Annotated in this window: 24 protein-coding genes and 1 riboswitch; of the genes, 19 read left to right on the top strand and 5 right to left on the bottom strand. The window is 37.7% G+C overall.

The features are described 5' to 3' along the window. Positions 1 to 69 precede the first annotated feature (69 nt). Positions 70 to 837 carry a CsxC family protein gene (locus ACE1MS_RS15185; RefSeq protein WP_012295322.1) on the top strand — a complete coding sequence of 256 codons (768 nt, stop codon included), beginning with the start codon at positions 70 to 72 and terminating at the stop codon, positions 835 to 837. Positions 838 to 919: 82 nt separating this feature from the next. Here the strand turns inward: ACE1MS_RS15185 and mtaB are convergent, their stop codons facing one another. Further along, entirely contained in the window at positions 920 to 2,269 is a 1,350-nt protein-coding gene (mtaB, locus tag ACE1MS_RS15180; protein WP_031417045.1) for a tRNA (N(6)-L-threonylcarbamoyladenosine(37)-C(2))-methylthiotransferase MtaB, read from the bottom strand. 381 nt (positions 2,270 to 2,650) lie between these two features. On the opposite strand from mtaB, the gene deoC reads away from it, so the two are divergent. From deoC to ACE1MS_RS15160, 4 genes are all read left to right on the top strand, one after another. Then, positions 2,651 to 3,322, top strand: coding sequence for a deoxyribose-phosphate aldolase (deoC, locus tag ACE1MS_RS15175; protein WP_012295263.1), 672 nt, complete (start codon positions 2,651 to 2,653; stop codon positions 3,320 to 3,322). Between the two features lie 126 nt (positions 3,323 to 3,448). Continuing rightward, complete coding sequence (locus tag ACE1MS_RS15170; protein ID WP_281487036.1) at positions 3,449 to 3,673, top strand: spore coat associated protein CotJA; 225 nt, start codon at positions 3,449 to 3,451, stop codon at positions 3,671 to 3,673. Further along, the gene (locus ACE1MS_RS15165) at positions 3,670 to 3,933 is read left to right on the top strand and encodes a spore coat protein CotJB (RefSeq protein ID WP_144787431.1); all 264 of its coding nucleotides are present in this window, start codon (positions 3,670 to 3,672) and stop codon (positions 3,931 to 3,933) included. The genes ACE1MS_RS15170 and ACE1MS_RS15165 overlap by 4 nt, the downstream gene beginning before the upstream one ends. Positions 3,934 to 3,957: 24 nt before the next feature. After that, on the top strand, positions 3,958 to 4,527 hold the full coding sequence (locus tag ACE1MS_RS15160; RefSeq protein WP_031417041.1) for a manganese catalase family protein: 570 nt from the start codon (positions 3,958 to 3,960) through the stop codon (positions 4,525 to 4,527). Positions 4,528 to 4,576: 49 nt separating this feature from the next. Here ACE1MS_RS15160 and ACE1MS_RS15155 read toward each other — a convergent pair whose 3' ends face one another. Both ACE1MS_RS15155 and ACE1MS_RS15150 read right to left on the bottom strand, forming a co-directional pair. After that, positions 4,577 to 5,233, bottom strand: coding sequence for a potassium channel family protein (locus ACE1MS_RS15155; RefSeq protein ID WP_012295261.1), 657 nt, complete (start codon positions 5,231 to 5,233; stop codon positions 4,577 to 4,579). A 26-nt stretch (positions 5,234 to 5,259) separates the two neighbouring features. Next, on the bottom strand, positions 5,260 to 6,597 hold the full coding sequence (locus ACE1MS_RS15150) for a TrkH family potassium uptake protein (protein ID WP_036164226.1): 1,338 nt from the start codon (positions 6,595 to 6,597) through the stop codon (positions 5,260 to 5,262). Between the two features lie 113 nt (positions 6,598 to 6,710). Further along, a riboswitch (cyclic di-AMP (ydaO/yuaA leader) is annotated at positions 6,711 to 6,850 on the bottom strand. A 256-nt stretch (positions 6,851 to 7,106) separates the two neighbouring features. Here ACE1MS_RS15150 and rpsU point away from each other — a divergent pair. The 13 genes from rpsU to recO all read left to right on the top strand — a co-directional run bounded on the left by rpsU (position 7,107) and on the right by recO (position 18,340). Beyond that, positions 7,107 to 7,280 carry a 30S ribosomal protein S21 gene (rpsU, locus tag ACE1MS_RS15145; protein ID WP_004227078.1) on the top strand — a complete coding sequence of 58 codons (174 nt, stop codon included), beginning with the start codon at positions 7,107 to 7,109 and terminating at the stop codon, positions 7,278 to 7,280. Positions 7,281 to 7,581: 301 nt separating this feature from the next. Continuing rightward, on the top strand, positions 7,582 to 8,910 hold the full coding sequence (locus ACE1MS_RS15140; RefSeq protein ID WP_031417037.1) for an NfeD family protein: 1,329 nt from the start codon (positions 7,582 to 7,584) through the stop codon (positions 8,908 to 8,910). 3 nt (positions 8,911 to 8,913) lie between these two features. After that, positions 8,914 to 9,918 carry a flotillin-like protein FloA gene (floA, locus tag ACE1MS_RS15135; protein ID WP_008179446.1) on the top strand — a complete coding sequence of 335 codons (1,005 nt, stop codon included), beginning with the start codon at positions 8,914 to 8,916 and terminating at the stop codon, positions 9,916 to 9,918. A 25-nt stretch (positions 9,919 to 9,943) separates the two neighbouring features. Further along, positions 9,944 to 10,423 (top strand): hypothetical protein, encoded by a 480-nt coding sequence (locus tag ACE1MS_RS15130; RefSeq protein ID WP_012295257.1) that lies wholly within the window; start codon positions 9,944 to 9,946, stop codon positions 10,421 to 10,423. A gap of 55 nt (positions 10,424 to 10,478) precedes the next feature. After that, positions 10,479 to 10,727: a hypothetical protein gene (locus tag ACE1MS_RS15125; protein ID WP_012295256.1), complete on the top strand. Its 249-nt coding sequence runs from the start codon at positions 10,479 to 10,481 to the stop codon at positions 10,725 to 10,727. Between the two features lies 1 nt (position 10,728). Then, positions 10,729 to 11,841: a sporulation protein YqfD gene (locus ACE1MS_RS15120; RefSeq protein WP_099806036.1), complete on the top strand. Its 1,113-nt coding sequence runs from the start codon at positions 10,729 to 10,731 to the stop codon at positions 11,839 to 11,841. A gap of 2 nt (positions 11,842 to 11,843) precedes the next feature. Then, the gene (locus ACE1MS_RS15115; RefSeq protein ID WP_031417032.1) at positions 11,844 to 12,800 is read left to right on the top strand and encodes a PhoH family protein; all 957 of its coding nucleotides are present in this window, start codon (positions 11,844 to 11,846) and stop codon (positions 12,798 to 12,800) included. Between the two features lie 223 nt (positions 12,801 to 13,023). Continuing rightward, positions 13,024 to 15,144, top strand: a complete 2,121-nt coding sequence (locus tag ACE1MS_RS15110) for an HD family phosphohydrolase (protein WP_012295253.1) — start codon at positions 13,024 to 13,026, stop codon at positions 15,142 to 15,144. A gap of 8 nt (positions 15,145 to 15,152) precedes the next feature. Then, positions 15,153 to 15,626, top strand: a complete 474-nt coding sequence (gene ybeY / locus ACE1MS_RS15105; protein ID WP_012295252.1) for an rRNA maturation RNase YbeY — start codon at positions 15,153 to 15,155, stop codon at positions 15,624 to 15,626. Beyond that, positions 15,627 to 15,977, top strand: coding sequence for a diacylglycerol kinase family protein (locus ACE1MS_RS15100; protein ID WP_012295251.1), 351 nt, complete (start codon positions 15,627 to 15,629; stop codon positions 15,975 to 15,977). Between the two features lie 65 nt (positions 15,978 to 16,042). Beyond that, the gene (locus tag ACE1MS_RS15095; protein WP_008179431.1) at positions 16,043 to 16,456 is read left to right on the top strand and encodes a cytidine deaminase; all 414 of its coding nucleotides are present in this window, start codon (positions 16,043 to 16,045) and stop codon (positions 16,454 to 16,456) included. Beyond that, on the top strand, positions 16,443 to 17,360 hold the full coding sequence (gene era / locus ACE1MS_RS15090; RefSeq protein ID WP_036162160.1) for a GTPase Era: 918 nt from the start codon (positions 16,443 to 16,445) through the stop codon (positions 17,358 to 17,360). The genes ACE1MS_RS15095 and era overlap by 14 nt, the downstream gene beginning before the upstream one ends. 191 nt (positions 17,361 to 17,551) lie before the next feature. After that, complete coding sequence (gene recO, locus ACE1MS_RS15085) at positions 17,552 to 18,340, top strand: DNA repair protein RecO (RefSeq protein WP_031417027.1); 789 nt, start codon at positions 17,552 to 17,554, stop codon at positions 18,338 to 18,340. A gap of 24 nt (positions 18,341 to 18,364) precedes the next feature. Here the strand turns inward: recO and ACE1MS_RS15080 are convergent, their stop codons facing one another. Both ACE1MS_RS15080 and ACE1MS_RS15075 read right to left on the bottom strand, forming a co-directional pair. Then, a complete protein-coding gene (locus ACE1MS_RS15080) occupies positions 18,365 to 19,597 on the bottom strand; it encodes an S-layer homology domain-containing protein (RefSeq protein WP_447402457.1) in 1,233 nt (410 codons plus the stop codon). Continuing rightward, positions 19,597 to 19,767 carry a hypothetical protein gene (locus tag ACE1MS_RS15075; protein ID WP_447402456.1) on the bottom strand — a complete coding sequence of 57 codons (171 nt, stop codon included), beginning with the start codon at positions 19,765 to 19,767 and terminating at the stop codon, positions 19,597 to 19,599. The genes ACE1MS_RS15080 and ACE1MS_RS15075 overlap by 1 nt, the downstream gene beginning before the upstream one ends. Before the next feature lie 748 nt (positions 19,768 to 20,515). On the opposite strand from ACE1MS_RS15075, the gene ACE1MS_RS15070 reads away from it, so the two are divergent. Then, positions 20,516 to 22,234, top strand: a complete 1,719-nt coding sequence (locus tag ACE1MS_RS15070; RefSeq protein WP_447402455.1) for an HD-GYP domain-containing protein — start codon at positions 20,516 to 20,518, stop codon at positions 22,232 to 22,234. Positions 22,235 to 22,244 lie beyond the last annotated feature (10 nt).

Below are 22,244 nucleotides of genomic sequence, written 5' to 3'. Positions count from 1 at the left end.
AGATTTAATTGCTACATATTCTAGCGATAGGAGAGCTCTCTAATACTAAAAATGAAAAGAGGAAATTTTTTGAGTGAACAATTTGAAAATCAAAATCTACCTTGTCCTGTGGCATCAACGGAGCAAATACCATTAACAAATGAAATTACACCAGTCATTACTACACCGGTTTTGGCACCCACTATAAAAGTTCCAGTTGTGCTGGCAGAACCAACATTGCAAATCGTTGTAGAGTCAGATATTACACTTACTCCGGCAGCAACTGAAATCAAAAGAGTGAAAAAAAATGTATTCCTAAATCAAGTGAAGCTAGTACCAGTTAGCTTTGCGCGTATTGATGGTACAGACTTCTTTAGAGTAACAAGAGCTAAATTATTTGTAGCAGGACATATTCGTAAAAATATCGAATATGCTTCATCAGCATGTAATGGAGCACTTCGAGATAGAATTGCTGACGTCCCATTTTCTGGTTTTACAGATCTTACTTTCCCACAAATAATTGGAGGCTCAACACCCATTTTAGGAATTTCTGAGTTTGCAGAAGCGAATTTCCTGAATGAAGCTACTCAAATGGATGCTCGTCTAGATAAGGCTTTCTTCCAAAATCTTGTGAAATACAATGAACAACCATTTGGGGAATTAGTAGCAGCGAACTTCTTTGAGCTTGATTTTTCACCAATTATGGCTGCGCCAGAATGTACGTTTAGCACATTGCGTGAAAAAATTGTATTAGAATTAACTGTGAAAGTATTGCAAGTTCAACAAATTCGTTTAGGCGTAGGAAGTAGTGTTATAACACCAGTACTATTCGGACTCACACCTCCTACTAGCCCTTGATCATTGCTAGTTAAAAATGATAAAGACAAATAAACCAATAAAAGGGGTTGCCCATATTCCAGGCAACCCATTTTATTGTTCATTATTTAACTGTCTCTAAAACACGTACAAATTGTCCTTGTGAATGTGGGTAGCCTGCTTGTGTAATTTTCACCTTTACAAGCTGTCCGATGAGACTTTCAGGACCCTCAAACACTACTTTTAAGTAATTATCTGTATAGCCCGTTAAAAGGCCTTCCTCTTCACTACCATCATGAACAAATTCTTCGGGAATAACTTCTAACACCTGATCTTCAAAGCGAGAAGCATACTCTTTAGCTAGCTGATCATTTAGTGAGATGAGTCGGTGTACACGCTCATTTTTAATGTCTTCATCAATTTGATCCTCCATACGTGCAGCAGGAGTTCCTGTACGTGGAGAGAATGGGAAAACATGTAATTCGGAGAATTTATGATCACGAATAAAGTTGTACGTATCCATAAATTCTTCTTCAGTCTCACCAGGGAAACCGACAATTACATCAGACGTGACAGCTAAATCAGGTAAAGCCTCATGTAATTTTGTTAAACGTTCGCCGAAAAATTCCATAGTATATTTACGACGCATACGTTTTAACACAGTATCCGATCCAGATTGAATAGGAATGTGTAAGTGATTTACGACAATTTTAGATTCACGTAATACGTCAATGACTTCATCAGTCAATTGGCTAGCTTCAATGGACGAAATACGGAGACGCTTTAATCCTGTAACATTGGCTTCTAAATCACGTAATAATTGGGCAAGGTTATAATCTTTTAAATCTTGTCCATAGCCACCAGTATGAATACCTGTCAGGACTATTTCAAGATAGCCTGCATCTACTAATTGCTGTGCTTGATGTAATACTTCTTGTGGATCGCGAGAACGCATTAAGCCGCGTGCCCACGGAATAATACAAAACGTACAGAAGTTATTACAACCCTCTTGTATTTTTAAGGAAGCACGTGTGCGGTCTGTAAATGCAGGTACATCTAACTCCTCATACACACGATTTTTCATAATATTACGTACAGCATTTATTGGCTGACGCTCAGCACGATATTGGTCAATATAACCAAGTAATTTTGTACGGTCCTGCGTACCAACAACAATATCGACTCCAGGAATCGCCATAATTTCTGCTGGCGAAGTTTGTGCATAGCAGCCTGTTACACATATAACTGCATCTGGGTTTTGGCGGATTGCTCGACGAATCACCTGACGTGACTTCTTATCCCCAGTGTTAGTAACTGTACATGTATTAATGACATAAACATCCGCCTGCTGATCAAATTCAGTGCGATCATAGCCTTCATCTTTAAATAGTTGCCAAATGGCTTCTGTTTCGTAGTGGTTCACTTTACAACCTAGAGTATGGAAACTCACGATTTTTGATCGCTCGTTACTCATAATTTATATCATCCTTTCAACTTCACATTACCTTGTGTTTCTTCTCATTTTAAATTATTTTGTAGTGTACTTATTTTAGATACGTGATTTATGATAACATAAACCTTTTAAAATCAATACTTTAAAGATTTTTTTATGCTTGTTTTTGTCCTCTTTTTTAAAGGACTAATTGTTTCACTAGGGGGTAAACTATACTTATGTAAAAGTTGTTCAAGGATACTATTACTTGAACGGACCCTCATTATAGCTAATAATTAAAAGCTACATTCACAAGGACAACACCAACAATCTTTTAAATAGAAAGAAATTAGACGACAACGTGAAAAAATGGTATGATTCGAAGAGGTACGTACATCTTGATTAAAGAAGGGGCGTTAAAAAATGGAACAAAATTTTGCGCGTATGATCGATCATACATTATTAAAGGCTGAGGCAACAAAAGAACAAATTGAAAAACTATGTGCAGAAGCGAAGCAATTTAATTTTGCCTCTGTATGTGTAAATCCGACTTGGGTGAAACACAGTAGTGAATTATTACAAGGATCAGACGTGTTAGTTTGTACGGTAATTGGATTCCCTCTTGGTGCCAATACACCAGCTGTGAAAGCATTTGAAGTAAAAGATGCAATTGCGAACGGTGCAAATGAGGTAGATATGGTCATTAATATTGGCGCATTGAAAGATAAAAATTATGACCTTGTACAAGCTGACATCGCTGCAGTTGTACAAGCAGCTAAAGGCAGCGCACTTGTAAAAGTCATCATTGAATCATGTTTATTAACAGATGAAGAAAAAGTAAAAGCATGTGAGCTTGCTGTGGCAGCTGGTGCTGATTATGTAAAAACATCTACTGGTTTTTCAACTGGTGGCGCAACGGCAGCAGATATTGCCCTAATGCGTAAAACAGTAGGTCCTGAACTTGGTGTTAAAGCCTCAGGCGGTGTTCGTAGCTTAGAGGATATGAAAAGCATGGTGGAAGCAGGAGCAACTCGTATTGGTGCAAGCTCTGGCGTAGCCATCATGAATGGTTTAATAGCAGATTCTAATTATTAATAATTTCTTTATGGATATTAAGCTACTAGCTCTGTAAGAAGCTAGTGGCTTTTTTGCATGTAGAATAATGCCTACTACCATCACATATACTCCACTGATGATTTTGAATATAGAAAGGAGGATGTCATGTTTACGCAGTATAAGTATTGGAAGCCCTATATTAGTCCCTTTGATCCCTGCAAGCCCATCGAAGTAAAGTATTATGCTACGCCACCACAATTATATATGGGCTTTCAACCACCTGGACTCCCCCAATTCCAAACCCCGAGAGAGGCACTTAGGTCGGGAACACTATGGCCACAATTATTTAGCCCCTATCCATTTCCGATGAAAAGGAGGGAGAAAGCATGACTAAAAAGATGCCGCCCGAATTTTATACCTTACTTGAAGAAATACAGGCAATTGATTTCGTCATCGTTGAGTTAAATCTCTATTTAGACACACACCCACATGACTATACTGCTATTCAACAATTTAATGAAAACACCGAAAAAAGTATGAAGCTCAAAGTAAATTTTGAACAAAAATTTGGTCCATTAATGAATTTTGGAAGAAGTTATTCAGATTATCCTTTTAATTGGGTTGATACCCCATGGCCGTGGCAAGTATAACAAATCATTAGGAGGAATTTATTCTTGTGGTATTATGAAAAAAAACTTCAATACCCGGTAAAGGTTAGTACTTGTAACCCTATGCTTGCTAAGTTTTTAATTGAGCAATATGGAGGAGCTGACGGGGAATTAGCAGCAGCCCTTCGTTATATGAATCAACGCTATACGATTCCTGATAAAGTGGTTGGATTATTAACAGATATAGCGACTGAAGAGTTTTCCCATTTAGAAATGATTGCTACGATGATTTACAAGCTTACAAAAGATGCTACGCCAGAAATGCTAAAAGAAGCGGGATTAGGGGACCATTATGTAAATCATGACAGAGCTTTATTCTATCAAAATGCTTCTGGTGTGCCATTTACAGCAACTTATATTCAGGCAAAAGGGGACCCCATAGCAGATTTATATGAAGATATTGCGGCTGAGGAAAAGGCACGTGCCACCTATCAATGGATTATTGATTTATCTGATGATACCGATTTAAATGACAGTTTGAAGTTTTTACGTGAACGTGAAATTGTCCATTCTCAACGTTTTAGAGAGGCAGTAGAAATTTTAAAAGATGATAGGGATCAACAGAAGATTTTCTAAGAAAAAGTGGCTGGCTGTATCAAGGGGTCTTGAAACAGCCTTTTTTTTGTTATTGTATGTTTGAAAAAAAAGCGAGATCTTTTCGATGACCAATCATCACTAAAATATCTTCCTGTTCCAAGTTTTGCTCAGGGGAAGGGGAAATAATGATGTCTCCTACTCGAACAATGGCAATAACACTAACGTTATATTTCGCACGCAAATCTAAATCTCGCAGATTTTGCCCAGCCATTTTTGAAGGGATCATAATTTCTTCTATACTATATTCCTTAGACAATTCGATATAATTCAGCATATTCGGAGACAATAGCTGATTTGCCACGCGCTCTCCCATATCTCGCTCGGGATAAATAATCCAATCAGCACCTACTTTATCCAAAACCTGCCCATGTCTTTTACCAAGGGCCTTAGCAATAATTTTTTTTATCCCTAGTTCTTTTAATAGAGATACCGTTAAAATACTTGACTGCATATCGTTACCTATAGCCACTATAACGCAATCAAAATTTCCTATACCAATAGAGGTTAAAGCTTTTTCTTCAGTTGTATCAGCTACTACAGCGTGGGTAACATAGGGTTCTGCATCCTCCACTCTTTCTTCGTTAATATCAATTCCTAAAATTTCCTGTCCAGCTTCGTGGAGCCTGCGGGCAACGCTTGTTCCGAATCTTCCTAGGCCAATAACTGCATATTGTTTAATAGCCATAGCTATAGCACACTCCTCTAATTTTGTTATCCAATCATAATATTACCTTTAGGATGTCGAAAGGCTTCTGTTTTTCGTCGTTTTGTAATAGCGAAAGCAATGGTTAATGGACCTAGTCTTCCAGCAAACATCGTTAAAATAATGAGAATTCTACCAGTAGGGGATAACTCAGGTGTCAACCCCATCGAAAGACCGACAGTACCAAATGCAGAGGTTGCTTCAAATAAATACATCATGAAACTATGACGTTGTTCAGTAATGCTAAGAATGATTGTCACCACAACAACGATAAGTACGCCACACATTGTGACAGTCAAAGCCTTTAAGATAGTCTCAGTGACAATTCTACGTTTAAATAAAACAACATCTTCTTTTCCACGGATTTGTGACCACATTGTAGCAACTAATACTGCGAAAGTTGTTATTTTTATACCACCTGCAGTGGAACCAGATCCAGCTCCAATAAACATTAAGAGAATTATTAAAAATAATGTAGAATGTGTTAAGTCACCGATAGCCAGTGTATTGGAACCTGCTGTTCTTGGTGTAACAGCTTGGTAAAAAGAACCTAATACTTTGCCCCATTCAGTTAAAGGACCAAGTGTTTTATCATTTCCAAATTCAAACAAAAATATCAAAATTGTAGCGCTTACCGTTAAAATAATTGTAGACGCTAAAACAATTTTTGTATGAACGGAAAGTCTTTTAGTAACTCGATATTCATATAGTTCATTCATGACAATAAACCCCAAGCCTCCAATTGTAATGAGCGCGCAAATTGTTAAAACGACAAATGGGTCATCTACATAAGCTGTCATTCCATTAAATCCGCCCATTAAATCAAAACCTGCATTATTGAAATTAGAAATTGCATGAAAAAAGCCAAAATACACAGCTTTTCCTATAGGCATATCAAAAGAAAAACGAATCGATAAAATAAGACCACCAATTATTTCAATCAATGCTGTAAAGAGCAGTATTCTCTTTACTAATTTAACAAGGCCAGCAATGGAAATATTATTAAATGCTTCCTTAAGCAAAAGTCTTTCTTTTAAAGATATTTTTTTCCCGAGTAGTAAAAATAACAATGTTGCAAATGTCATGAATCCTAAACCACCAATTTGGATTAGGCATAAAATGACTACTTCTCCGAAAACTGAAAATGTATCACCTGTATCGACAACAATTAATCCCGTTACACAAGTTGCTGATGTAGCGGTGAATAATGCATCTAAAAACGAAAGTCCTTTTCCATCTTCTGTAGAAAGAGGCATCGTTAAAAGAAAAGTCCCGATGATAATAATAAGTGCAAAGCCAAGTACAAGAATTTTGGGAGGATTTAATGTGTTTCTAAAAGTGTTCATCTTGTTCTCCTCTATAGATGTTAAATTACTTGATTTTAAATATGCATAAAAAAAGACCAACTAAAAAAGCATGTAAAGAATAGGAGAAAACATGCTGATAGGTGGTCGAATAGGACCTCCTTCGCTTTAGCCGACGAAGTTAGCTGACGGGTAGGATGGCGAAAGAGTTTCTCATCCTTTCTGCATGTGCAGAATTAACCCCAATATATTGGGTCCTCCGTTCTCAATGTTTGAGATTTGGCCAGTATTAAATTGAATGTGATTATTCTACGCCCATATTCTATTTTTTGTAAACCCCTATATGAATAGAAAAATACAATTATTTTTTTATTGGGAGCCAAATTTGCTCTTCGAATTCCAATTAGAAATAAAACCAAAATTTCACTTGATATTTTCGCACACTTTCTATTGACCATTATTAGACAATACGATATAATTTTTTAGTACACAACAGAAGGTGATTTGCCTAAATTGTGTATTGACGTGTGTTCGGAGGGAGGGAAAGAGAGATGTCAAAAACTGTCGTTCGCAAAAACGAATCGCTTGAAGATGCTCTTCGCCGCTTCAAACGTACTGTATCAAAAAGTGGTACAATTCAAGAAGTTAGAAAGCGCGAGTTCTACGAAAAACCTAGCGTAAAACGTAAAAAGAAATCAGAAGCTGCACGTAAACGTAAGTGGTAATTTAATTTCCCATTAAAAATCCCTACGTTCATAACACGCAATCGTATGATTCACTGAGCAGACAAAGATATACCTGGAATTAATTACAGCTGTAATTAATTTCAGGTATTTTACATTGCTCGATTTACGTACATATGAAAAAGCCGGATGGATATCAACTAGATTCATTCGGCTTTTTTGTGTAATACTAAGTTGTAAGCAACATGTACAAATAGTCGAAATAATTTTTCAGATATGTGAAACTTTTTACATGTTTGACCGTATATACAGAGGAGAAGCATGTTAGAAGGGAGGGAAAAAGGTGCGAAAACGGAGAATCCTAAGCTATTTACTAGTAATATGGATGACTTTTTTGTTAGCGTTTCCATTAACTTCGGCGTTTGCAAGCAGTAAGGTCTACCACGTTCCTATTCATAATGAAGTAGAGCGAGGGCTTCACGCATTTTTAGAACGAGCTTTTAATGAGGCTAAAGAAAACAATGCGAAAGCGATTATCTTAGATATACATACGCCTGGCGGATTTGTAAATGCAGCAAGTGATATCGCCATGCTTATGGATGCAACGGATATATGGACAATTGCTTTTATTAATAAGGATGCCCATTCAGCAGGAGCTTTTTTAGCCTTACATGCGGATGAAATCTACATGGTGCCCAATGGAACAATCGGTGCTGCAGCGGTTATCGATTCAGCGGGTAATACAGCTGATTTGAAAGCAAATAGTGCGTGGCTTGCTCAAATGTCAGCAGCAGCAGAGACATCTGGTCGAGATCCAAAGTATGCTTTAGCAATGGCTGATTCCAATTATGAATTGCCAGAGTATCGTGCGGAGGGAAAAAATTTATTAACGCTTTCAGCATCGGAGGCATTAAAGGTCAAATACTCAGAGGGTACCGTGAAAAATTTTCAGGAACTTTTAGAGAAAAAAGACTTACAAGATCGTGATGTCGTTTCAATCGAACCAACATTCTCTGAGAAATTAGCTCGGTTTATTACAAATCCAATTATTGTTCCAATTTTATTATCCATTGCAAGTCTAGGTCTTGTCATGGAGCTCTATTCGCCAGGATTTGGCGTTCCGGGTATAATGGGATTATCAGCGCTTGGTTTATTTTTCTTTGGACATATGGTTGCGGGCTTTGCTGGCTATGAATCCTTATTGTTATTGATTATTGGTTTAGCACTTGTAGTGGCAGAGTTTTTTGTTCCTGGTGGAATTGTCGGTATTTTAGGTGGTGTGCTCATAATACTAAGTTTATTACTGGCAGGTGCAAATATTATGCAAATGATAATAGCAATTCTCATTGCGCTTGTAATAGCGATTATAGGAATGGTGATTCTGATGAAATTTTTCGGGAAAAAACTGCATGTCTTAAACAGGCTGGTGTTAATGGATGCAACTACGACAGAAGAGGGCTATGTCTCCAACGTCAATCGCACAGAATTGTTAGGAAAAGTAGGGACTACACTTACTCCTTTACGTCCAGCGGGTACAATGGTTCTTGACAGTGAACGCATTGATGTTGTATCAGAGGGTGGCTATGTCGATGCAAATAAACATGTAGAAATTATTAAAGTTGAAGGCTCACGTATTGTCGTGAGACAAACAAAAAAAGAGATGGAGGAATAGGAAATGGGTTTTGATTTAGCATTAATTGGTCCTATAGCTGGACTGGTTATTTTATTTATTGTACTAGCGGTATTCTTTACCTTTGTACCAGTAGCACTATGGATTTCTGCACTGGCTGCAGGCGTCCGTGTTAGTATTTTCACATTAATTGGGATGCGCTTACGTCGTGTAATTCCGTCTCGAATTGTAAATCCGTTGATTAAAGCACATAAAGCAGGTTTACCTGTAACGATAAACCAGCTTGAAAGTCACTATTTAGCTGGTGGTAATGTAGACCGAGTTGTCAATGCATTAATTGCTGCACACCGTGCGAATATTGAATTATCCTTTGAGCGCTGTGCTGCAATTGATTTAGCTGGGCGAGATGTACTTGAAGCAGTTCAAATGTCTGTAAACCCAAAAGTGATTGAAACACCATTTATTTCAGGTGTAGCAATGAACGGGATTGAGGTAAAGGCTAAAGCGCGTATTACCGTACGTGCCAACATTGAGCGTTTAGTTGGTGGTGCTGGTGAAGAAACTGTTATTGCCCGTGTAGGGGAAGGGATTGTTTCTACAATTGGTTCAGCAACTAGCCATACGGAAGTATTAGAAAATCCGGATATGATTTCACAAACCGTTTTATCAAAAGGTTTGGATTCTGGAACAGCCTTTGAAATCTTATCCATTGATATTGCTGATGTAGATATCGGTAAAAACATTGGGGCAGAATTACAAATTGAACAAGCGCAAGCAGATAAAAACATTGCTCAAGCAAAGGCTGAGGAACGTCGTGCAATGGCTGTAGCGAATGAGCAAGAGATGATTGCCCGCGTCCAAGAGATGAAAGCGAAAGTAGTAGAAGCAGAAGCAGAAGTACCTCAAGCGATGGCAGAAGCATTACGCTCAGGTAATCTTGGCATAATGGATTATATGAACTATCGTAATATTCAAGCTGATACGGCTATGCGTGATTCCATTTCAAAAGTAAGTAACGATAAACCAGAAACAAACGAACCAAATGTTTAAAAACGGAAAGGAGCAGAACTAACATATGGAACAATTAATTATTTTTGCAATAATTGCCATAGTCAGCTCTATTTTCGGAAAATCAAAAAATAAAAAACCACAAAAATCAATGCCTCCTTTTAATAATAAGGACACACGTGTAGAGTCACCTGTGCTTGAAGAAACTCCACAGCATCATCAAAAACCACAAAGTTTTGAAGATTTTGCTCGAGAATTTATAGGGGATTGGATTCCGGAAAATGAAAAGGTTCAAGAGACTAAGAAATTGGTTGAGGAACAAGTGACGAAGGAAGTCCCAAGCTATGTTGCGCCACCTGTCATTCCAGCGGATGTGCCAAAGCGCTCGTTTATCCGAGAGCAAAAAGGACGATTAGCAGCTGGGAAAGAAGAAGTGAAAGTAACTGGGACACATTCTCCTTTTCAAGTCCCGCAATCTAAAAATGCTCTCATGCAGGCTGTGGTAATGGCTGAAATATTAGGCCCTCCAAAAGCAAAAAGAAAATAACTAGCATGTCCTCCTTTTTCGATGCATATATTGCCGAAGAAGGAGGCATTTTTTTATGAAAAAATTATTTCAATTAACGCCACTACTTGAATTGTCAGAATATGAATCATTAAAAATTATTGGACCTTACCGTTTTATTCATGCAGATGCAACGACCTGTTCGTTTGCTTATGCAGATTATCATATTACTGTTACGGCTGATTTGGTGAAAATTCATGCACTAAAAGAAGAAATGCTTCATCTCTCTGTTGAAAACTTACAAGAGATTCATATGAAAATGACAAAGAATATGGGTGTGAGCTAAAATGTGGAATAATCGGCCAATCATTATACGTATAAAGCGCCATGAAAATGTTCATCCTTTTATTCAAGCATTGCACGCACAACATGTTCCTTTAAAGCGTGTCGTCTTTAGAGAACAAGAGGTTTCGTTTGAAACAACGATGCATCATTTACCTAAAATTCGTCGTATACGGAGAGGCTTTCGCTTGAAAATGGCTGTATTTTACGCCGATGAGCAGCAAGTTTTTCGAGCTCAGGTTTGGACTTTGCTTGGTCTGGCTTTAATGATTGCCATTCCAATACTTGGTGCGCAGGTGATTTGGAAGGTAGACATTGAAGCAGCAACACCAGAACTGGAGCAGCGCCTAGGTAAAACGTTTCATGATACCTTTCAAATAGAAACACCGCTTTCTAAAAAAAATTTACCGTCTAATACGGTTATTCGCCAAAAGCTGTTAGAACAGCATCGAGAGCTCTCGTGGGTGCATATTGAAAAAAGTGGAGGGCGAGTTGTACTAAGGCCACAGGAATCTCCTAAACAAACGAAGCAGGCAAATGAAAAATTAGCGTCGCAATTAGTAGCAACCAAAAGTGGTATTATTACTCACTTTGATATCCAAAATGGCGAGCGGAAAATTTCAGTGAATGATACAGCCTATGAGGGGGATGTTCTTGTTAGTGGCGTGATTGAAAGTGGAGCGGATTATGTTTTTGTCGGCGCAAAGGGCGAGGTTTTTGCAGATTATTGGCTTGAATGTACCTTTAAAATTCCTACAAAAATTACAATGGAAACATTGCAACAAAAGCAATGGCGCGTTTTGGTGAAAGGTATTCATCAAGAAAAGGTTGATTATGTGCAAAAAAAGGATTTACCGAATTGGCTAGACCCTTATGTTTCAATTGTAGAGGAGCAGCAAACGAAAACGATGCAGGTGGAGCTTGATGAATCGAAAATCGAGTCTTTACTTATCCCGCTTCTTCATGAAAAGGTAATACGTTCGTTACCTGCCAAATCAATCATCAAAAAAGAAAACCTTTTACAGGCAAAGTGGGGTAATGGTACAGTTGAAGGGAAAGTTCTATTTTTAGTCAATGAAAACATTGCAAGTCCAATACATGGCCTACAAGGAGAATGATTATGTCAGAACAGTTAACTGTATTACAAGTGGATAATCCAAACGAAGCGGTTATGCTACTCGGAATTTCCGATGCAAATATGAAGCTAGTTGAGGAAGCACTTAATGTTCATATCATTACCCGTGGTGAACAAATTCAACTTGCGGGTGAAGAAAGTGCTAAGGAACAGGCAACATTTCTGCTGCATGCATTATTGAAGGTCATTCGCAAAGGAATTAATATTGATCAACGTGATGTAACGACAGCTATTGAAATGACTCAAAAAGGTACCATTGAATATTTCGCAGAGCTTTATGATGAAGAAATAGCACGCACGACCAAAGGTAAACCCATTCGTGCAAAAACAATTGGTCAACGAGAATACATACAAGCAATCCGTCATAAAGACGTTGTTTTTGGTATTGGTCCAGCCGGTACTGGGAAAACGTATTTAGCGGTAGTCATGGCAACGCAGGCACTTAAAAATGGGCATGTCAAGCGTATTATTTTAACTCGTCCTGCTGTTGAAGCAGGAGAGTCTCTAGGGTTCCTGCCAGGTGATTTAAAGGAAAAGGTAGATCCTTATTTAAGACCTCTCTATGATGCCTTAAATGATATCTACGGGGCTGAACAGACGCAACGATTAATTGAGCGCGGGACCATTGAAATTGCACCATTGGCTTACATGCGTGGCCGTACACTAGATGATGCTTTTGTTATATTAGATGAAGCACAAAATACAACTCATCAACAAATGAAAATGTTCTTAACACGACTAGGCTTTGGTTCGAAAATGGTCATCACAGGTGATAAAACACAAATCGATTTGCCTAAAAATACGGAGTCTGGCTTAATCGTGGCAGAACGCACATTAAAATATGTAAAATCGATTCATTTCCAAGTGTTAGAACAAGGTGATGTCGTCCGCCACCCAATAGTAGCCAAAATCATCCAAGCCTACGAAGAACAGCAACTTTAGAATGGCAAAGCCATTCTAAAGTCTGCCCCGAAAGCGAAGCGACAGGGGCACCGTGTTTAAAAAAAGTCTGCCCCATGACTGTGAATTAAGAAAATGATCAAAATATGGAAAAAAATGTGACAGCTATACGAATTTGTATAGCTGTTTTTTGCTTTCTTATACATTTTTCGAGAAAAATGTATGTTGAATTGGTATGATAGTAGGTAGATAGAGGAGGTGCCAGATGGAGAAACAACTTCGAAAATTTACTGAGCTTATCGGTTTTCGCTATTTTATTATCATCATTCTCATTTTAACAGGATGCCTACAATTTGGCTTGATGTATGGCAATGTTAAAGGAGTTACATATGATTTCAAACCTTTACAGCTAGCGCCTGAAACCGTACGATCTACTAAAACAATAGAAGATACCTACAAGACACAACAAGAGCGGGAAAAAGCCGCAAATGCAGTAGGCCCGGTCTATCAATTTTCGGAGGATGTCGCCAAGCAGCGAGCAGCGATTGTCACATCGTTATTTGATTATGTACTAGAGGTAAAAAAGGATGTGGCCAATAGCAAGGAACCAATTGCAATTGCCGATCAAGTAGGGCAGCTTCGCAAAAAATTTGAATCGCTCGATGAAGATCAAATGCCACTCATCTTTACGGATTCACAGCTAGAAGGACTATTAGTGCAAAGCGATGAGGATTTAAATAGAACAAGTATCCAATTATCCAAAACAGTAGAGGAATACTTACAAAAATCCATTCGACCTGAAAATGTCTTTGTCGCTCAAAATGACTTTGAGACGAAGATTAGAGGACAAAGAGGGTATCCCGATAAAATATTCAATACGGTTGTTTTAATTGGTCGTACAAGTATCATTGAAAATGAAACCGTTAACGAAGAGCAAACAAAAATAAGAAGAGAGCAAGCGAAGGAAAGCGTTGAGCCTACAAGAATTTTACAAGGTCAGATTATTGTGCAGGAAGGCCAGATTATTGATAAAGAGGCATTTCGACAATTAGAGCTTTTAGGGATGATTAGTAATCAAGCTTCCTTAAAACCGATTGCAGGACTCATAATTTTAACACTGCTCCAAATGGTGTTTATGTATATTTTATTCGAGCGCTGGGAGGCTAACGAACGGAAAAAACGTAATGCATTGTTGGTAACAGTGATTGTTTATAGTTTGTCCATCGTGCTAATGAAATTCATTAGTTTAGTTTCTGGCGGGTTTGATGTGACCATTGCCTTTCTTTTCCCAACAGCATTGGCTACAATGCTTGTGCGCCTGTTGGCAGATGATAAAGCCGCAGTGCTTGTTACAGTCATGACTGCTGCTTCAGCTGGCGTTATTTTTCAAGAAGGCTATTCATCCGTTATGCAAATGGAAATTACGCTTTATATCATTTTTGGAGGGTTTGCAAGTTTATTCTTTTTACGTAGTGTTGAAAAGCGCTCACATATTTTACAGGCAGTTGCGGTTATCTCCCTTGTGAATATGGCGTTTATCGCCTTTTATTTATTAATGACACAATCATCCTATGGTTTACCAGAATTAGTGTTTTACTTTGTTGCAGCCATGTTATCTGCATTGCTTTCTGGAGCGTTGACAATGGGGCTCTTACCATTCTTTGAGTCAGCATTTAGTTTATTATCGTCATTACGTTTAATTGAGCTATCGAATCCGAATCATCCATTACTAAAAAAATTACTAATGGAAGCACCAGGAACATATCATCATAGTGTAATGGTCGCAAACTTAGCTGAAGCTGCCTGCGAAGAAATAGGAGCAGATGGTTTACTAGCACGTGTAGGGTGTTACTATCATGATATCGGAAAAACGAAGAGACCCGCTTTTTTCATTGAAAATCAGATGTCAGGTATTAATCCGCACGATTCATTGCCTCCTGAAACAAGTGCAGAAATTATCATTGCCCATACAACTGACGGTGCTGACATGTTAAGACGCTATAAAATGCCTCAGGAAATTATTGATATTGCGCTGCAGCATCATGGGACAAGTCTGTTAAAGTTTTTCTTGTTTAAAGCGAAAGAACAAGGGAAATCCATTGAAGAAGCTACTTTCAGATATCCTGGTCCTAAACCGCAAACAAAGGAAGCGGCCGTAATAAGTGTGGCAGATAGTGTAGAGGCAGCAGTGCGTTCAATGAAAGAGCCAAATTCTGAGAAAATTCATAAGCTAGTAAGAGCTATCATTGACGATCGAGTACAAGATAACCAGTTTGATGAATGCGATATTTCAATAAAAGAGTTAAAATGTATAGAGAGAGTACTTTGCGAAACATTGAACGGAATTTTCCATTCACGTATTGAGTATCCTAAGGCAGATAAGTAGGAGGATCTATGATTTTAACAATTGATTTTACTGATGAAACAAATGAAGTTGCAGCACAGCATACAGAGCTTGTAGAAAAGCTTTTGCAACATGCAGCGAGTGTAGAAAGCATTGAACCAGAAACAGAGGTTTCTGTAACGTTTGTCACAAATGACACGATTCAAGATATAAACCGCGAGTATCGTGGGAAAGATCAACCAACCGATGTCATTTCCTTTGCATTGGAGGAACTAGGTGAAGGTGAAATGGCAGTAACTTTTGAAGGAATGCCCCGTGTACTAGGCGATATTATTATTTCTACAGATCGTGCAAAAGAGCAGGCCGAGGAATACAATCACTCCTTTGAAAGAGAGTTAGGTTTTTTAGCGGTCCATGGCTTCTTACATTTACTCGGTTATGACCATATGGAGCCTGAAGAGGAAAAAGTAATGTTTACAAAACAAGATGAAATATTACAAACTTTTGGTTTAGGACGAGATTAAATGAATTTGCGTAAATACTTGCGATCATTTGGCTATGCGTTTGAAGGCATTATAACTGCAAGTACAGAACAAAATTTTAAATCACATATTGTGAGTGCAGTCATTGTCATACTGGCTGGTTATTTTACAGGTTTGTCTCGAACGGAATGGTATATTGTGCTACTATTAATAGCACTTATGTTTGCATTGGAAATGATCAATACAGCTATTGAGAGGGTTGTGGATTTGGCTTCGCCGAACTTCCATCCACTCGCCAAGCAGGCAAAAGATATCGCAGCAGGTGCTGTGCTTGTATTTGCGCTATTCAGTGCTATAATCGGATTACTTATCTTCCTACCCAAATGGTTGTAATCGAAGTGAGTATCTGATATGAAAAAAGAACTGTATTATACTAACGTGAGGGAGAAATATTATAGATGACAATTGATATGCATGCATTACTAGAGGAATCTAAAAAAGCGCGTGAAAAAGCATATGTTCCATACTCAAAATTTAAAGTAGGAGCAGCTCTTTTAACGAAGGCCGGAGAAGTTATTCACGGTTGTAATATTGAAAATGCAGGCTATAGTATGACGAATTGTGCTGAACGTACAGCATTTTTTAAGGCTGTGTCAGAAGGTACTTATGAATTCGAGGCTATTGCCATTGTTGCAGATACAGAAGGCCCATGCGCACCTTGTGGAGCATGTCGTCAGGTGATGATGGAATTTTGCGCACCGACGATGCCTGTTTATTTAACGAATTTAAAAGGTGATGTTACGGTAACGTCAGTGGGCGAATTATTACCGTTTGCATTTACAACGGAGGATTTAGAGAATGCTGGAAACTAGAAGTGGCTATAAGTCAGGCTTTATCTCTATTATTGGTCGCCCGAATGTTGGCAAATCGACATTTTTGAATCGGGTCATTGGCCAGAAAATTGCGATCATGAGTGATAAACCACAAACAACACGAAATAAAGTACAAGGTGTACTGACAACAACTGATAGCCAAATGATTTTTATTGATACACCAGGTATCCATAAGCCCAAACATAAACTTGGCGATTTTATGTTGAAAGTTGCCAAAAATACATTGCGTGAAGTGGACGTGATTATGTTCATGGTTAATGCTGAGCAGAAGCTTGGCAAAGGCGATGAATTTATTCTTGAAATGTTGGCGGGAAATTCGACGCCGGTATTCCTTGTTATTAATAAAATCGATCAGATTCATCCAGATGAATTACTTGGAATTATAGAGAGCTATAAGGAACGCTATGAATTTGCTGAAATTATTCCTATTTCAGCGTTACAAGGCAATAACGTAGAAAGCTTATTGGACACATTGCCGAAGTATTTACCAGAGGGGCCTCAATATTACCCTGCAGATCAAGTGACGGACCATCCAGAGCGTTTCATCATTTCTGAGCTTATTCGTGAAAAAGTGTTACATTTAACACGCGAAGAAATTCCACATTCTATTGCGGTTGTTATTGATAAAATCCGTCGAGATGAGGAGAACAATGATAAAATTCATGTAGCAGCCACGATAATGGTTGAACGTGATTCACAAAAAGGTATTGTCATTGGTAAGCGTGGAGCCCTATTAAAAGAAGTAGGGACACGTGCACGAAAGGATATCGAAATGCTTTTAGGTTCTAAAGTCTATTTAGAACTATGGGTCAAGGTCCAAAAAGATTGGCGTAATAAATCAACACATTTACGTGATTTCGGCTTCCGAGATGATGAGTATTAACAGGCTTTGCTGACATAGGTAGGGAAACACCGTCAAAAAATAAGCTTATGGCATTGGCGGTGTGAATACCCTCCCAAATGGTGAGAGATTTCTCTATACCTAGACAAAATTGATAGTTTTTACTTTGAGCTGTCCAAAACATTTTGGAGAGCTCTATTTTCATGGACAGTTTACGGGAAAGGAGGGGGACTATGCTTCATAAATGGGAAGGAATTGTGTTAAAAGTACGCGCTTATGGTGAGTCCAATAAAATCGTTACGTTGCTCACACGAGAGGCAGGAAAGGTAGCTACTATGGCGAGAGGTGCTAAAAAGCCTTCTAGTAGATTAGCTTCGGTCACACAACCATTTACATATGGCATGTTTATGGTACAACACCATACTGGTATGGGCACATTACAGCAAGGGGAGCATTTGAATTCAATGCGCCATATTCGAGAGGATATTATGGCTACTGCCTATGCTAGCTATATTATGGAACTTGTGGAGCGAGTCGTAGAAGAAGGAAAACCAGAGCCTTTCGCCTTTGATGTTCTGCTGCAAGCACTACAAGCGATAGAGGATGGCTATGACCCTGAATCCATCACACTCTTTGCAGAATGGAAGATGCTACCCTATACAGGAGTCCAACCTATATTACATGCCTGTGCTGCATGCGGTGCTGTAGATGGGGAATTTGCTTTTTCCTTTGCACAAGGAGGTTTTTTATGTCATCGCTGTTATCAGCATGATCCCTATATTATTCGTTTAACGCCAATGCAGCTTAAGCTTATCCGTATGTTTTATACCGTTCCCATCGATCAAATTGGGAAAATAGAATTAAAAAAGGAAACGAAATATTTTATCAAAAAAATTATAACAACTATCTATGAGGAACAAACCGGAATTCGTTTTAAAACGAGAAAATTCATCGAGCAACTGGAAAGAACCCCTGAATTACAAATACGCCCTACAAACGAAGAAATGCCAGAGGAACCTTAACATTCCTCTGGCATTTTATGTGATTTAAAATTCTCCATCTGACATTAGGTTATATAGTAATGCCCATTGACCTGCGAATTTTTTAGTTTCAATATAAAGGTACTCCGTTTCTCCATTTTTACCTGTTAAATGGAGAACAGCTGAGCCTTCCGCTTTAGGTGTAATAAGAAGTTGTCCTTTAACAATTGTAGCTTTTACAGAGGCGGGTTCAAAACCTAAATCCTCTAGAGCCACACTAGCTGGTTCAAAAGACAATGCTTGTGTCGTCAAAGTTAATTCATCTGTAAAATGGTACAAATCAATATAGCGAACTAAATCAAGCGAGTATACATCAGCAGCCATCTTTTGTTGATGCTCACCATCTGAAAAGGTAACAATGAACTCTCCATTTTGCAAAATAGACAAAGTTTGATCAGTTGTATTGAAATTATATAAATTAGAAGCAAGTGCCTGCCCATTCGCATTTTGCACAGTGACCTGTGTTGGGACAAATGATAGTTTGCTCTCAGATAAATCCAGTGGTAAATTTTCTGTATAATCCCCTTCTTGTACTTGTTCAAGAGTTACCTTCAATTTGCCATTTACATTTTTAACATGTACTAAATAAAAGATATCTATAAAATCCTCTGAATCATCGGAAAATCCAGTTATCACTAATTTTCCTGTACCTTCTTTTAGAGGCTTCATCGTAATAGCTTCCGACATATCCTCATTTTCATCCCATGTGAAAATAGCCTCTGCAGGTTCGATACCACCATATACAGCCATGATATATTCTTGGTTAAATTGGCTAGCATAAACAGTTGCATTTCCAAGCATCTTTTCAGCACGAACTACAAAAGCGGCTAACTGGGAACGCTTCACATTGCTTTTTGGTCCGTAGGTTGTTGGTGATGTTCCTTTTGTTATGCCATTGTCAAACAAAGCTTGAATATAAGGCTCAAATTCAGTTCCCCTCTTTACATCCGTAAAGGGTAGCTTTGCGCTAGTTGAACTTGTCAGGCCAAAACCTTTTGCAATCATTTTTGACATTTGTTCACGTGTAATATTTTGATTTGGGTAGAAATAACCATTTGCACCATTAATAATACCCGCATTTGCCAAGGCCGCAATGGCTCCGTAGTTTTCCGATCCCGGCTTAATATCCTTGAATTGAGGGTTTTTGACATGAATCGTATCTAGCTTCAATATACCTGCTAAAATTTTAGCCGCTTGTGTTCGTGTGATTGGATTAGCTGGCTTAAATGTACCATCCATTAGCCAGAAATAATGCCACGTCCGGCTAATTCCATAATAGCCTTTCCTTCTTCTGTTGCTGGATTGACATCAGGGAAAAATGTTGCTGCATGTGCTGTTGGTGTAATGACAATCGCACTTGTTGCAAGTGCTGATGCCATCGCTAGTTGAAATAAACGCTGAGACTTCAAAAGTATTCCTCCAAATGGTAATATTAAAAATTTTATAGTATGAATGTTGCGGACCTTCCTATGTATCAGTTCAGACTTCCGGACGAATGAATGTGGAAAGGGTGGTATAGTTTTAGCTTGTTAATTATTCAATATTTAACAGCTAAAACTAACTATAATACCTTATTTATACCAAAATTTTGGAGCGGCGAATAGAGGAAATTATATCCTTTGTATTATGTAATTGGTCATGAATCGTCAAAATCCTAAACCAACAGTTCCTATTAAGCTATGTTATAAATGAATAAAATTTCAATTTTTACAAAATAAAATTTTTACATAATTTTAGTTTTTTTTATTAAATAATAAATTTATATATTTATTTTGTGAGTCTAAATATCGTGTTATTCCATTTTATTCTTTATCTAAGAATATAATATTGTGAAAATAGTCATGTGTTTTTATGCGGTTTTCAATATATAAATAGTAGAAACTAATCACTCAAGTCCCATATACTAGTTGAAAAGGTATTTTAACCTATGATATTGTAATTGGTATAGATATTCTTATTTATATTTTTTTAAAATAACTTAGTCGTTTAATCCCCTGTCGAAATAAATGTACTTAATATAGATCTGACATGCCTATGAAATAGAAAACAAGCCTCTATCAGCAAAGCGTATTTTATACGTTTATCAGAATAACGCAGTCCTATGGAAGAAGGAGGGAGTCACATAGTGCTTAGTACATTGCGTATGTGGCAGAAAATATGCTACGAAAAGTAACCTTAAGTATTCGTGAAGTTGAAGCGAATGATATTTTAGCGGAAGATATTTTTTCGGATTATCGTTTATTGGCTAAAAAGGATTTAGTGTTAACGGAGCGAATTATTGCTTTACTTAAACTTCGAAAAGTGGATGAATTATCTGTCTATCTACCATCGGATTCGATTCGAATTGTTCATGATTTAAGTGCTCAGCGAACGAGAGAATACGAAGATTTATTTTCACCACTAATGGAGGAAAAAGACCCAATCGATGACTATAAAGAAACTGTCCATCAACTTTTTATGACAACCCTAGAGAATGTTGTCCATGAATTGCGTTATGGTCAAATACTAAAAAGCATACAAGACACTGCTTATGTTCGCGGGGTTTTTGAAAAGATTTTAGAAGAGAAACATCGCTATGAGTTACTTATGCATTTAAAGGAATGGGATGAATATTCTTTTGTCCATTCATTTGATGTATTTGTATTAGGAACCATTTTTGCTCGTTATTTAGGTTTGACAGATATCGAAACATTAGCAAGAGGTTATTTGTTCCATGATATTGGAAAGGTCTTTATCCCCCAAGAAATTTTAAATTTAAAACGAAAACTCTCAGAAGATGAGTTTGAAATTGTTAAAACACATACAACTAAGGGCTATGAGTTACTTTTAGAAAATAACGAGGAAGAAATCGCCTATTTAGCACGAGATCATCATGAACGCTTTGCTGGGAAAGGCTATCCTAATCAGCTCTGTGCAGATGATATGAGTGAAGGGGTACAGTTGCTACAAATCATTGATGTGTATTCAGCGATGACGTCTAAGCGAGTCTATCACAATGGTTATGGAGCAACGGATGCGCTAGCTGTTTTATACAAGGACCGACATTTGTATAACGAAAAATTTATGCATAAATTTGTAGAATGTTTAGGCATCTACCCTGTCAACTCCGTTGTAATGCTTTCAGATAATCGTAGTGCACAAGTCGAGCTTGTTTATGATTTATTTCCTACCTTGCCCAAAGTGAAATTATTGGATGAGCAAAAATCCATGAACCTGCCCTTGAATTATAGTGTTAGAATCGCAAAAATGATTGATTATCGTGCAAATAGCTTTGAAGAGATTTTCAACCTATTCGTGGAACAATTAATCAGGTGTGACGAGCCTAATTTAAGAATGCATTTTAGTAAATTAATTGATCATTTACACCCGAAAGAAATTGTCCTAAAAATTTTCTTACCAGCTTTTCGCATATTACGTCTGTTAACAAGAGAAATACAAACGGATATGACGAAATATAGAAATTCTATTTCTATTTTAAAGAAACTATTAGAAGAGCAATTAAACGTTTTGTATATGGACTATCAGCATGAAAAAACGACCATTCTAGTTGTGGAAACAACCCTTCGTGAAAATTTCTTCATTAAGCTTGTGCAAAGTATTCTGTATATTGATAAAATTGTACCTTTCTTCATAAATCCAGGTGATGATCAACGTATTACTCAGCTAATGGGGCATTGTGATGTTAATGTTGCTTATTTTATTGAGGATGAACAAACTGTTGAAAAGCGAGTTCGTCCGATGCGAGAAGGAGCCTTTCTATATTATTCATTAGCGGATATAGAGGAATTACTTGTTAGCTTGATTGGTATGAGCGTGAAAAAGTTTTCGTTTGAGGAAAAAATGCAAGAGCGTTTATTTTCAACCTATAAAGCATAAGAAGAGGGAG

Source organism: Lysinibacillus sp. fkY74-1, assembly GCF_053165895.1.
This window is presented reverse-complemented; position numbering and strand designations above follow the sequence as displayed.